The sequence below is a fragment of the Methylophaga sp. genome (assembly GCF_030651745.1).
The window spans coordinates 1-13,501 of record NZ_JAUSCC010000130.1; the positions used below are offsets into that span (position 1 = coordinate 1).

The 13,501-nt window shown below is 47.0% G+C and carries 8 protein-coding genes; all 8 read right to left on the bottom strand.

The window, feature by feature from the left end; all coding sequences use genetic code 11:
* Positions 1–100: 100 nt before the first annotated feature.
* Positions 101–979: a triphosphoribosyl-dephospho-CoA synthase gene (locus Q7V21_RS15190; RefSeq protein ID WP_304918091.1), complete on the bottom strand. Its 879-nt coding sequence runs from the start codon at positions 977–979 to the stop codon at positions 101–103.
* Complete coding sequence (locus Q7V21_RS15195) at positions 969–1,895, bottom strand: RimK family alpha-L-glutamate ligase (RefSeq protein WP_304918092.1); 927 nt, start codon at positions 1,893–1,895, stop codon at positions 969–971. The genes Q7V21_RS15190 and Q7V21_RS15195 overlap by 11 nt, the downstream gene beginning before the upstream one ends.
* A gap of 9 nt (positions 1,896–1,904) precedes the next feature.
* A complete protein-coding gene (mch, locus tag Q7V21_RS15200; protein WP_304918093.1) occupies positions 1,905–2,888 on the bottom strand; it encodes a methenyltetrahydromethanopterin cyclohydrolase in 984 nt (327 codons plus the stop codon).
* A gap of 77 nt (positions 2,889–2,965) precedes the next feature.
* On the bottom strand, positions 2,966–4,192 hold the full coding sequence (locus tag Q7V21_RS15205; protein WP_304918094.1) for a multifunctional CCA addition/repair protein: 1,227 nt from the start codon (positions 4,190–4,192) through the stop codon (positions 2,966–2,968).
* Positions 4,193–4,201: 9 nt separating this feature from the next.
* Positions 4,202–6,142: a transglycosylase SLT domain-containing protein gene (locus Q7V21_RS15210; RefSeq protein ID WP_304918095.1), complete on the bottom strand. Its 1,941-nt coding sequence runs from the start codon at positions 6,140–6,142 to the stop codon at positions 4,202–4,204.
* A gap of 9 nt (positions 6,143–6,151) precedes the next feature.
* Positions 6,152–6,637: a chemotaxis protein CheW gene (locus tag Q7V21_RS15215; protein ID WP_304918096.1), complete on the bottom strand. Its 486-nt coding sequence runs from the start codon at positions 6,635–6,637 to the stop codon at positions 6,152–6,154.
* Between the two features lie 17 nt (positions 6,638–6,654).
* Positions 6,655–12,144: an Hpt domain-containing protein gene (locus Q7V21_RS15220; protein WP_304918097.1), complete on the bottom strand. Its 5,490-nt coding sequence runs from the start codon at positions 12,142–12,144 to the stop codon at positions 6,655–6,657.
* A 28-nt stretch (positions 12,145–12,172) separates the two neighbouring features.
* Entirely contained in the window at positions 12,173–13,435 is a 1,263-nt protein-coding gene (locus Q7V21_RS15225) for a methyl-accepting chemotaxis protein (RefSeq protein ID WP_304918098.1), read from the bottom strand.
* Between the last annotated feature and the right edge of the window lie 66 nt (positions 13,436–13,501).

A 13,501-nucleotide genomic window follows, 5' to 3' on the forward strand; every position in this document is an offset into this window, starting at 1 on the left:
CAAAAAAATTGTCAAAAAGGCTCATTTTTTCCTCAACCGTTTTCGTGAGGTTGAGGTTTATACGTAATAAAGGAACGTATCACCTGCTCAGTGCCGCCCGCTATAAGCATCGTGCTACTGAAATTCGGTTCGAATCAAACGCCTGCTCAAACGCAAACAGCAGCAATGTTGCTGCGGTCATATCTGCGGAGGTTCCGGGATTTATGGCGCGACTCTTTAATTCGTGATCCCAGACGGTCAGCTCAGCTGTTGATTTGCTTAGGGGTCTATTTTTATTCATTTTTAAAATAAATAACTGTGCCTTCTGTGCCACTGTCTGGGCGATATGCCGGGATTGCTTTCTGATAATCAAAGTGTCCGGCACACGTGCTAGTAAGTAAAGATACGCGATTGTGGTGGCCCATTCAACCTTTTCCCCACATTTCAGCGCTTCTGTCAATTGTTTATAGCCGATATCCCATACTTGCTGGTAATTATTAACATATTGCAATGCAATCGTATCTCGATGTTGCGCTAATAACATGGCTTCTCGCAGCGTTACGCTGGGCTGTTGATTAATATCTTGTTCGGTTTGTTCACCTAGGCCACCTGCTTCGGCCAGACGAATGGCTTGATAACAAAGATGTGCATCTTCCAGCGTCAGACTGCTTAATGTTTGTTCGAGTTCTAAGGATAATGCATCAAAAGTTGAACAGCGCTGAACTGCATCACAGAGTGGAGCAAACAACAGCACAATGCCAAGATTGGTATTGCAATTAACGACTTGCCGTGTTGCCTCTACTGCTTGCAGAATTCGTTCGCCAACGCTGAGATTCGGTTGAGCCATGACGGGAGCAATAGCTTTGGCACTTAATAAAAAGTCCTGCACCGCCATATTGTGACCATCACTCCACACATTTACATTACCGGGTTTCGGAGCGTTGACTTCCTGTTCACAGGCCCAGCGGACACAATCATTAATCTGCTGTTCAACCAACATGTTCGGGGAGCGATACCTGTCTGATGTGCTGAATATGTGATGCCACCATCGCCGCCAGTCGACCAGCAATATCAATGCCTGTGGCCTGATACAAACCCTTCCAGGCGGGTACGCTATTCACTTCCAATACACTGAAATGACCCTGCTGATCCTGAATCAGATCGACTCCGGCATAGGGTGCCTCCACTATTGCTGTTGCCTGAATGGCGAGTTGTGCCATTTCATGAGTGACGGTGCTGGCAAAGCAACTGGCACCTTGAGCGAAGTTAGTGATCCAGTGATTTGAGCGACGGGTCATTGCTGCAATGACTTCACCCTGAACCACCATCAGTCGCCAGTCTTGCCATTGGCCGGTTTGAACTGGAGCAACGTAATGTTGCAAATAATAGGCATCACCGACCACGGACAGCTGATCCAGTTGCGATAAGTGTTCTATACGTTGAATGCCTTTTCCCTGGCAACCAAACAAGGGTTTGACGACCAGACTATAACCTTTCGCAAGCTCTTCACGGGCAATTAGCAGAGCTTGCTGTCGATTTTCGCAGGCCCAGGTTTGTGGTGAGGGAATATTGGCTAAATGCAGTTTAAGTGATGTTCTGGCTTTGTCTACCGTTAACTCAATGGCATGGGCGGGATTGAGGACCGGCACACCCAATTCGGCCAAGGTATGCAACACATCCATACGCAAAGTGATCTGTTCCAAACTGCCGGGGGCGATGCCACGGACCAGAACAGCATCAGGTAACGTGTTCTCAAACTGTGGAATGATCAATCCGGTTGGGCTGCGCGTATCGATCCGGCAATCCGCCAGATCGATAAGCACAGCCTCCATACCCAGCGCTGACAATGACGCAGTTAATTGGTCACTATGCCAGCCATGGGTGTCGTTAAATATGGCAATGCGGGCATGGGGCATGATCAGATATTAAAACCCGAAGGATTGTTTCAATAAATCAGCATTCAATTCACCGGCAGTAAAACTCTTGCCGGTCTGGGTGCTGGTAACGATGACTTTGGCCGGGCTGAATAGCATCGGATCAATTTTGAAAAAGTCGTATTCATACGATTTGAAAATCTGACCGAATGGGCGACCATAATCTGACGACGTGTTACTGGGCATTTTTTCTGCCAGCTCTTTTGCTTCATCGTTGCTGCTGTCCACAAACAGGTGCACGGTACCGCCATACAGAATGGCATCGTTGGTGCGGCCCATACCGGTCATAAAATCTCCACCTGGCGGTGCAACAGGTGTTGTACCAAAACCATCGACAATTTTATCCATAGGGAAATGTAGGGTATGTGCTTTATGCATGGCGACTTCGAGTACCCGAATAGCAATCTGCATTACTCCAGCCAAGCTGGTAGTTGGGGTCAAAATCAAGGTCAGGTTTTCAGGTTTAATAGCGCAGTTGTCAGCAATTTTCTCGGCGATTTCAACTGGTGGCATGCTATCCACTTCCAGCACAATGACAGTGGAATCTGCTTTATCCTGATAGCCAAACTCTTTGAATAATTCTTCACGAGCAGCCAGTGCACGACCTGGCCCAGAACCCAGTGCGTAGAATTTTACATCTTCACTTTTATGAGAAAGGCTCCAACCGGCGTATTGACTGCCAAGGCAACTTAAAACCGGAGTTTTGGCATGCACATTAACCGACCAGGGCCAGTCAGCAAAGCCGCTGTTACTACCCAAAGTGGCCGTGCCTAGTCCGCCCATGCAGATTTCACCAATCAAACGGCCCGCTTCCAGTCCGCCGGAGGCTTTGATACCGGCATCAACAACGCGGGTGCCATTGGATAAATAGCTGATTTCTAATTGCAGGGCTTGGGCATTGTCGATTAATTTATCAACCAGAGGCTGACAGGCGGCGTTAACACTGGTCCAGTTGGCGGAGATTTGACTGCTCATGAAAAGATCCTGTCTGTTAAAAATGAAAATAGTATACGTGAAGCACTTGGCGCTGTAATGGTCAGGTGGTTGTCGTTTCAGTGTTTTTTACGAAACGGTTCAAGTACTTCATCAATTATCTGGCAACGTTTCTCCGCGATTGCAGCGGCGATTGCCGGGCCTTGCAAACCCTTAGCTATAAAAGGCGCGGCATTAACTTCTCTGCTCGCATCAAAACAGGCTTGAAAAGCCGCTTTCTCAGGTAAATCGGCATCTTCGTATCCAGGCCGTCCACGGAAATCGGCTTCTCCTGCCAGCAGATATTGTGAAAACCGTTGTGGTTTGCGAAACGCATCCAGACCTTCAAATACAGCCAGTACTTCAGCGGCTGATAACTCGAATAGCAAATGACTATGGGTATGAAATTCTGCAACTTTTATCGCCAAGCTGGTAATTTCTCGCGGCACACGCAAGCGTTCACACAGCTGTTGAGTCAGGGTAATACTGCGGGCTTCATGACCTTTATGACTTGGCAGAATATCTTCCGGTGTCGTGCCTTTGCCCAAATCATGGCACAAGGCAGCAAAACGCACCGCCAAGTCATCGCTTAGTCTGGCTGCCTGATCCAATACCAGCATCACATGTACACCGGTATCCACTTCTGGATGCCATTTAGGAATTTGTGGTACGCCAAACAGCCGATCAATCTCCGGAAACAGAATCGCTAAAGCGCCTACCTCACGCAGACAGTAAAAAAATAAGGATGGTTGTTTGCTCAGCAGAGCTTTTTCCAGTTCCTGCCATACACGTTCTGCGACCAGATGTTCCAGTTCGCCATTGGCAATCATTTGGGAAATCACCAGTTTGGTTTCATCAGCGACCTGAAAGCCGAAGCGAGCTGCAAAACGTGCCAGACGCAAGACCCGCACGGGATCTTCAACAAAAGCCGGAGATACATGTCGCAGAATTTTATTTTGCAGATCGGCTTGCCCATTGAAGGGATCAAAGACCTTGCCATTGGCATCTTCTGCCATTGCATTAATGGTCAAATCCCGTCTGGCGAGATCTTCTTCTAAGGTGACTTCCTGAGAGGCATGAAATTCAAAGCCGTGATAGCCGGGGGCAGTTTTGCGTTCAGTACGAGCAAGCGCATATTCCTCCTGCGTAGCGGGATGCAGGAAGACTGGGAAATCCTTGCCCACCGGTCTGAAGCCCTGAGCTAACATTTCCTCGACATTACTACCAACTACCACCCAGTCCCGGTCTTTTACCGGTAAGCCCAGTAAGCGATCCCGAACACAGCCACCTACTTTAAATATTTGCATATCGAGACGTTAAGTATTTCTGGGCCGCACTGCAGGCATCCGATCCGACATCCGCTTGATGGGGACTTTTAGCTGATAGTCGTAAGTTGCTGCAAAACTTAATACAGCACGGACATAACGACGCGTTTCGGTAAATGGAATATTTTCTACCCAGATATCGGCAGGCATGGTTTGTTCCGGTAACCAGCGCGAAACACGATGTGGCCCTGCATTGTAAGCAGCGGTTGCCAGCACGGGATTACTTTGAAATTGATCTTGCATACGGCTGATATAAAAACTGCCCATTTCAATATTGCGCGCAGGATTATAAAGCTCAGAATCCTGTTTTAATGGTTTATTAATCCATCCACCTATTTGTTTGCCAGTCGCTGGCATGACTTGCATTAAACCCATCGCTCCAGCGTGAGAACGTGCTTGAGGATTAAAGGCACTTTCCTGTCTGGCAATGGCAAGCAGCCATGATGCATCAACTCCGACATTGGCACTGGCTTGTCGTATTTCGTTGCTATAAAGCACCGGAAAACGTAAATCCAAGGCGTCCCAATACCGTGCAGTGCCTAATAGGGCAATTGTTTGATTATGCCAGCCCCATCTATGAGTTTCGGTTGCCACAATCTGTAATTCGCGTGGAGTTAATGTCTGCTGCAGAAAATAGGCTTCGCGGCGGGCATCCAGTAATTCATCCTGCAGATAAAACTCACGCATGCGTTTTACCGAAGCGGAATTCACGATGCCATTACTTTCCGAGGCTTCTGCGACAATCGGATGATGATTCATTGCATATTCTGCACCGACTTTGTCTGCAGCTAAAAATGCGTAGAAATCACGTTCATCTACTAAGGTCCGCCATATCGCCTCAGCTTCCGCACGTTGTCCAAGTTCAGCCATGCTTCTCGCCAACCAGTATTGCCAGCGAGTTTCCTGGCGAACTTCTATATCAAGACTGCCGATGGCTTTTTGTACTTCTTTCCAGTTTTGTTGCCATAAGGCAGCACGTACTCGCCAAGGATGGTTTGGTGTGTCGCCATAAAAATAGAGTGCTCGATCATCTTTATTTAATGCCGCCCACATCCCTATAGTGCCTTGCACATCATGGCGTTCATCGATTGAAAACAAATAGCTGTTTTGCAAACGTTTCCAGTGAAAATAGGCTTTCTCGAAATCTTGTCTTGCCAGTCGTTTTAAACCATAAATAATGATTTCACGAGCCATTGGCACATCCTGCGCCAAAGACACGCTTTGACTTGGCGCTGCTGCAGGGAGCTGTGACAGCAAGCTGACAGGATTGTTATGAATATCTTCCCAGCGTTTGGCCCAAGCCTGAGCAGCATTGCTCTGCTTTACTGTTTTGGCTAAGAAATTGGCCAAAGGGAACTGTTGGTTGCGTAATGCCAGCATCATTCGCTGCCAGCGTAAATCATCAGTTAACCAGCCACGTTGGGTTGCTGTCTGAAACACCGGGTCGCAGGCTTTATCCTGGGAAGTCGACACCAGCCAGAGTTTTTCAAAGGCTTCGACAGCGGCTTGTGTTTGATTGGTGGCAATCAATGCTCGGGCATAATGACATTCACGAGCAGCAGACTGAGGGGCTTGATAAAACTCCAGATATTGTTGCCATTGCTGGTCTTTTGCCAGTTTATCTAACCAGGCACTGCGCAGCCGGGCTTTGAAAAAACTCTCTTCACGCGTCTGTAAGAAGCGTTTGATGTTTGCCGCTTCGGAATCATTTACCCGATGCTGCAGATATAAATAATCCAGATATTCCTGCAGCGGGTAATCACCCAGTTGCTCACGCAATTGTCTGAATTGAGCAAGCTGGTGCGTTTGCAGCGCTTTTTTAGCTTGCTGATAGATCTTGCGTTGTTGATTGATATCTGTTGCCGCAGTGGCCTGGACAGGTAAAAAGGCTGCAAGCATCAGCAGCGTAGCTATACGTATGTGAATTTTCATGCCGGTATCTTAAAGCAAATTGTCAGAGGATGTATTACCGGACAAACTGTTTTGCAGATGAGTTTCAATATTGTCTAATTTTGGAATAAAAGCGACATTGGAGCCAATCTTAATCTGACAATGTAACCAGTCTGAATCAACAATGTCGTGGGTAGGTTGCAGCGCTGTTTCATTTATTGTTATCAGTTGTGGAGCACCGCAGCATGCTACCGCATAATGCTTGATTTTGGCTTCGTTATTAATGCCATTGATCACGCAAAGTTTATTAATCTGCCGGTTGTTTTGCTGTCCGCTACCGATCAACGTTTCGAGATCAATTACCTGTAACGGCAAATCGCGCCAGAAAAACTGGCCGATATACCAAGCTGAGTCGATATCACTGTCAGTCAGCCGAGGTAATGGAATAACTTCGGCAATGGTTGGATTTGGCAGCAACAAATAATGTTGTCGGAGCGGAATCAACATGCAATGAATAAAATCAGATTCTTTGCTCATAATCGCCTTTGTTATATTTACCGTTGCTCAGCAGGATAGCGGTTACCCAGCTGTTGTTTCATTGAAATGATCAGCTCATCATCCTGATAAGGTTTACCGAGATAGGCATTGACTCCGATGGTCATGGCGCGTTGACGATGTTTTTCGCCAGTACGCGAGGTAATCATCACAATCGGCAGGTGTTTAAACTGTACATCGTTGCGGATGATGGAGGCGAATTCAAAACCGTCCATACGTGGCATTTCCACATCCAATAAAACGATATCCGGAGTTTGTTCGTAAAGCTGCGCCAACGCTTCCACCCCATCTTTTGCGGTAACCACATCAAAGCCCAGCCGTGTTAACAGGCTACCGGTTGCCTTACGCATAGTAATCGAGTCATCAACAATCATCGCCATAGGTTTACGGTCAGCTGCTATCTGTTGATAGCTTTCACTGGCCTGTTGCAGGTTAGTGGTTCCGGTTGGCGTTTGATAGCTGTCAATTAAGCTTGGAATATCAAGAATAAATACAACGCGGCCATCACCGAGAATAGTGGCACCATTTATCGCATCAATCTGACCCAGCTGCGCGCCAACGGATTTGATAACGATTTCTCGGTTACTATCAATACTATCAACGGCCAGTGCAATTTTAATATCGCCACTGCGGAATAACAGCAACGGCATTTGCTGTCGCAGATTATCCAGCAAATTCAGCGGTTGGCCGAGTAAGTTACTCAATGGCACAAAGTCATAATGTTCACCATGAAAAGTATAGTTGGGCTTTTCCTGTGCCATCAATTCACGGATGTGTTGCAGACTGATGCGTTCACCTGCGTTAACTGCTGATAATGGAACAGCAAACTGCTGCTGATTTACCGAGATCAATAAGGCTTGCATCACTGACAATGTCAATGGCAGTCGCAGATGAAACTGAGTACCTTTACCGGGTTGTGAACTGATGGATAAACGGCCTTTCAGTGCACGTATTTCATTACTGACCACATCCATTCCGACCCCGCGACCGGCCAGTTGTGAAATCTTGTCGGCCGTGCTGAATCCTGAAGTGAGGATCAACTGAATCAGGGATTGCTCGTTGGGGATGTTATGCGGATCAATTAAATTTTGAGCGATCGCACGCTGTTTGATTTTTTCGATATTCAGTCCCTGACCATCATCAGCAATGGTGATTAACACCTCAGAACCTTCACGTTGCATAGTGATTTGCAGTTGGCCGGTTGGTTCTTTACCTTGCTGCGCGCGTTCCTCAGCGGTTTCCAAACCATGTGCTATGGCATTACGCAGAATATGTTCAATGGGTGCCACCAATCTATCAAGAATGGTTCTATCCAATTCTAAATCGGCACCGCTGACCAATAACTGGGATTGTTTATCCAGTTCACTATTAGTTTGTCGAACAATCCTTTCCAGTCGTGGCACTATCGAGTTAAACGGCAGCAGACGAGTGTGCATCAAGCCTTGTTGCAGGTCGGTGTTCAGGCGTGACTGTTGCAGTAGCAGAATATCTGTTTCACGCATCAGATTACCCATCGAACGGCTGATGTTATTCAAGTCGTTAACAGTTTCGGTCAGACTGCGTGATAGCTGCTGGATGGTCGAAAAACGATCCAGCTCTAAAGGATCAAATTCGGCATTGGTATCTTGAACCGTGTCTTCGTAACGGAACAGGATCTGGGTTTCGGTTTCTATTTCCAGTTTGCGTAACTGTTCATGCAAACGGGCAACCGTTTCTTCCATTTCTTCAAGCTGTAGATGCATTACACCGTGTTGTTGGGTGACCTGATCGCGGGTAATACTGACTTCACCGGCAAAGTTGCTCAGATAATCCAGCAGGTCAGCACGGACGCGGATCTTTTCAGAGCTTTGAGAACTGGCTTTGGTTTTTACGGGGGATACGTCGGTCAGACTCTGGAGCTCCGGCATTGAATGTTCAATATATGCAGGTGACTCTGCCAACGTATCCATATTGTCAATATCGGCTGGCACGTAACCGGAATATTGCTGAATGTCCTGCAGTAAATCGATGGCTGCTGGGATGTGCGCCCTGTTGGCTAATTGCTCCTGCATTTCTGTCAGGCGATCCTGACAGCGCTGCAATAGATTGAAAAAGCTTTCATCAGGTTTTTCAGCACGATCTGTCACTGACAGTACCAATGTTTCGGTTTGATGTGTCAGATCTGCCATTGCTGTTGTGGCAGTTAGCCTCGCGCCACCTTTAAGCGTATGTAAATCACGTTGTAACTGCATCGATCCGGCAGGGCTATCGGGTTCTGACTGCCACTGTTTGATGGCTCGGTCAGTGGAGATCAATAATTCAGCGGCTTCTTCGGTAAAGGCCTCGAGAATTTCCGGATCCACATCAACAGTCGATACAGTGTCCAAAGCTGTTAAGGTAGAACGAATTTGCTCGCGGAAAGCGGTAAAATCAGCCGGTACTTTATGTTGGATCAATGCTTCAATCTGGTCGTTAACAATCTCTAATGCTTCATCAAGCAATAATTTCAGATTATTGCTGCGACTTTGAGGATGCATGATCAATCGCTGCATCAATTGATAAAGTGCAGCGAGCTGCTGCAGTGATGCGTTTTCAGCATTTTCTGCTAGCGTGTTTAACGTTTGCCGCAAGGACAGTGGCGCTTCGTCATCGGTTTGCTGCCATTGTTCAAGCTGCTGACTATAGTCATTAAGCAAGCCGTCTGTTTCTTCAAGAAAGCTGACAAGCTGCTCCGGGTCGAGTGGAGCGCTGTGGGAATGATCAGCTTTTTGCGGACAAAGCTCAAAAATACGTCTGTCCAATAAACGAATATCGGGCTCGTCTGAGCTGGTTTTCACGGCCTGCAGTAATTGGCTTAATTCAATAATAATATCGTTCAAATCACTGATTGATTCATCAGTGAATGATTGTTGTTGATGATAGAGATTACGGAATGTCTGATCCAACTGGGTGGCGATGATGGCCACAGGTTTTACGCCAGCAATGTTGGCGCAGCCTTTAAGAGAATGCGCTGCACTGAGCATGGTTTTATTGATGACTTTACCGGCTTGCAAAATAGCCGTTTCGGCAAACAGGGTTTGCAGATGTTGTTCAGCTTCCAGATAGAAAATATCCTGTAAGGCTTGGTCTTCATCCTCCTCATCAGCAACAACAACTGTTTCTGCGGGAATTTCCAGTACGTTGTCTTGCTCATTCAGCTGTCTGGCTAAGATGGTTAGCGCTTCGGCTGATTGAGTAAAGTCAGATTGTGCTTGGGTAAATAGCTGTAAACAGTCTTTTATTTCCGGTACTGCTTCCATGGCCAAGGCCATGATTTCATCCGAAACCGGTAACTCGCCATCCAACAGCTGATTCAATAAATGTTCGATAGCTTGTGCCATGTTGGCAATAGTTTCCGCCCCAGCCATCCGGCCACTACCTTTGAGCGTGTGAAAATGGCGTCGGATGGTGCTTAAGTCACCTGCTTCAGGTATCTCACACCACACTGGCAATAACTGCTGCAATTCATTTAGAACCTCATTGGCTTCTTCAACAAACACTTCAGCGACTTCGCTGTTGATATGCGGAGCAAATCGCCAGCCACTGGCAGATTCATTTTCAGTATTTTGCTGAAGTTCAAGGGGGGCGACTTTTTCTGACGATGGCTCTTCGAAATCAATGAAGTCCAAGGATTCATCTGTTGTATCCGTTTCGGCTTGGTTGAGCTCAATCGGCGATGGAATAAAATCCATCAAAGGCAAAGCTTCGGTTTCTGTTTCGTCCTCAGCAAAATCCTCTGCAACAGATAAATCAAAGTCCACTAATTCAAGGGCTTCAGATGAAGCTTCATCATCGCTGACTTCTGCTGTGACGGATGTTTCCAGCGGTACAGCTGTATGGTGTTCTGGCGCTAAAATTTGCGGCGGGCTTTGACCAAAATGCTGCATTCTGTACAGGGCTGATTGCAGACTGTTTTCATCGCCTTGACCGGTGCGATGCAGATTTTCCAGATAAATTTCTGCCGAGGTTAATATCTCGGCCAGATCCTGCTGAGATTGTTCGGAAGATAATAATGACGCGTCATCAACAAATTTATTCGCCAGAAAAGTAAACAGTTCAGCGGCATTATTAATGTTCAGAATATCCAGACTACCGGCCAGCATTTTTAAACTGTTGGTAAAGTTTTCCTGTGCAGCATTGGTTGCTTCTGCTGGTTGATTGGATTGCAGGATCAGTAATTCTTTAATACTGGCTAATTCGTTAAGGCATTCGCTTAATACGGTTTTCTGTAACTGCCGGTGAATGGCATCAGAAGCATCAGTCTGTCTGAGTCGTGCTTCGATTTGCAGCAGATCATCTGCCAGCAGAGCCAGTTGGTCATGGTAAGCCTTGTCTGTGGTCAGACATTTTTGCAGCGCGGTATGTTGGCTATGTAAGAGATCACTTTGTTGTTGGTGTTGAAGCAGAGAAAGCGTATCCGCCATGCTCAGAAGTTGCACACTGATATCGTTGACCGCCTCATCCGCCTGATCTTCTGCGGTATCAAACTGGCTAATCCGTTCTTTTAATTCTTCAAGCTGTTCTAGTAACGCATTTTGAGCTTCTTGCAACGCTGAATCACTATGACCAATAAGTTGTGAGGCCTGATCATAAAATGTCAGCCCAAAGCTTTGTTTCACTCCAGTGACTAAGGGCCCGTAACTGGTTGAACGAGCCACGACTAACAACAGCTGTTTTAATAAAACTTCGGGATAACCAGCGAGTAGTGAATTTTCATCACCCTCACAAACCAGTCTGATGGGGGAGGCCATTTTGCCGATAAGCTGTTTGGCGATGGCATCATCACGGATACCTCGATGGACCAATCCTTCCAATAAAGCTTCTGCCACCCACCAGAACAAAGTGGTTTTTTGTTGTATGCATTGCAGACGCAAGTGACGCAAAATACCGCGCATTTTGCGCAGGCTTTTATCATCCTGCTCACGCATCCACGTCAGCAGCAGGTGTTGAAAGACATGGGTTATTTTATGTCTTTCCAATTCCAATGGCGGGGCTGTCTGAGCGGGGTTAGGTGCAATTCCTTCGGGAAGTTCAACAGTCAGATCCGGTTGGAATATATCAGTTTCTGCAATCGCCGGTTTGTCGCGCAACGCTCTTAATTCATTAATTGAACCCAGCACGCACAAAGCATTATCTGGAAACTTCTCATTCAACTTATGCAAATAGGTTGGCAGCAGGATAAGACTGCGGGTCAAGGTTTCCAGTGCAGAGTTCTGTTTATCTTCAGGAAACGAACGCATGTAGCCGGCAATGGATTGCATTTCAGCGGCAAGCATCTGCGCGCCATCCAGATTGAGCATTTCCAGCGTACCGTTGACCTGATACAGGTGCTCAACACAGCGGCTCAGTGTTTCAGATTGTTGCGGATCTTCGATATAGGTCTGAACCGATTGTAATGCTGCAGCGAGTGACTTCTGCAATTCATCCTGCAGCCATGTCAGGGCATTGTAGTTGCCTCTGGATTGGGTCATATGCGCTTCTCCGCCGGCTCAGGCTGTATTAAGGTAATTTGAAACCAGAGACTGACTTACGCAGTTCGTTTGTCAGTTCCAGCAGTCTACCGATCGCCGCCGCGCTTTCATTGGTGCCGGTTGAAGTCTGCATGGTAATTTCCTGAATTACACTCATGTTTTCGGATGTACTAATCGCCGCTGTAGCCTGTTGTTTCGCATTGCTGGAAATATTGTTGATCAATTCTGCTAACTGTTGGGATACCGTTTCAATCTGTTCCAAAGAAGCACCGGCATCTTGTGATAAGCGAGCTCCGGAAACTACCTCAGCCGTACTTTGTTCCATGGAGCTGATCGCTTCACTGGTATCACTTTGGATGGTACGTACCAAGGCATCGATTTGTCGGGTGGCACTGCCTGAACGTTCCGCCAGTCGTTGAACCTCGTCAGCAACCACCGCAAAACCTCGACCGGCTTCACCTGCCATGGCAGCCTGAATGGCGGCATTCAAAGACAAAATATTGGTTTGTTCGGCGATGTCGTTAATCAGTTCAACGATTTCACCGATTTGCTGAGAGCTTTCACCCAGACGCTTCATCCGTTTGGAGGTTTCCTGGATTTGCTCGCGGATTGTATCCATACCGTGGATAGCTTTTTTCACCGCACCGTTACCTTGTACAGCAAGACTTACCGATTGTTTCGCAACCTCAGAAGATTGGCTGGCATTTTCAGAAACCAGTTCGATAGAGGCGGCCATTTGGGTAATGGCCGAGCTGACTTCAGAAATCTGTTGCGCCTGGTGCTCACTGGCATCGGTTAAATGTAAAGCAGTCGCCTGGGTTTCCTGTGCTGCAGAAGCAACCTGCAATGTGGTGGAGTTGATCTGGGCTACCAGACTGCGTAAAGCATCGATGGTGTAGTTGACCGAGTCGGCAATGGCGCCGGTAATATCTTCGGTCACGGTCGCCGTAACTGTCAGGTCACCATCCGCCAGATCACCCATTTCATCGAGTAATCGTAAAATCGCATCCTGGTTATGGCGGTTTTGCAGTTCCATTTCGTCCATGGATTGTTTGATTTTGCTGAGCGGCTGATAAGCTACTATCAAAGCAAATAACACCGCTAAAATGACGCTCAGTCCACTGATACCGGCAGTAACCAATGGGTCTGGATAAATCAAAGCAGATTGCCCGGTAACAAGTAACCAGATCCCTGCCAGCGCCAAGCCAGTGAAAAGAATAATCAAGATGAGGTAAAACAGATTTTTGCCGCTGAGCAGCGAAGAAAAAAACAGTTTACTGGTGGCGTTCATAGGGCGAGTCCTGAAATAAAATCGTTAAGCGGCTGCATTCAAAAATCTGGGATCTTCAGCTAATTT

Bases quoted from the DNA above. Each gene is read 5' to 3' on its own strand.
- Q7V21_RS15195 (WP_304918092.1), bottom strand. From the start codon at position 1,895: ATGCCCCATGCCCGCATTGCCATATTTAACGACACCCATGGCTGGCAT.
- Q7V21_RS15205 (WP_304918094.1), bottom strand. From the start codon at position 4,192: ATGCAAATATTTAAAGTAGGTGGCTGTGTTCGGGATCGCTTACTGGGC.
- Q7V21_RS15190 (WP_304918091.1), bottom strand. From the start codon at position 979: ATGTTGGTTGAACAGCAGATTAATGATTGTGTCCGCTGGGCCTGTGAA.
- Q7V21_RS15210 (WP_304918095.1), bottom strand. From the start codon at position 6,142: ATGAAAATTCACATACGTATAGCTACGCTGCTGATGCTTGCAGCCTTT.
- Q7V21_RS15215 (WP_304918096.1), bottom strand. From the start codon at position 6,637: ATGAGCAAAGAATCTGATTTTATTCATTGCATGTTGATTCCGCTCCGA.
- Q7V21_RS15225 (WP_304918098.1), bottom strand. From the start codon at position 13,435: ATGAACGCCACCAGTAAACTGTTTTTTTCTTCGCTGCTCAGCGGCAAA.
- Q7V21_RS15220 (WP_304918097.1), bottom strand. From the start codon at position 12,144: ATGACCCAATCCAGAGGCAACTACAATGCCCTGACATGGCTGCAGGAT.
- mch (WP_304918093.1), bottom strand. From the start codon at position 2,888: ATGAGCAGTCAAATCTCCGCCAACTGGACCAGTGTTAACGCCGCCTGT.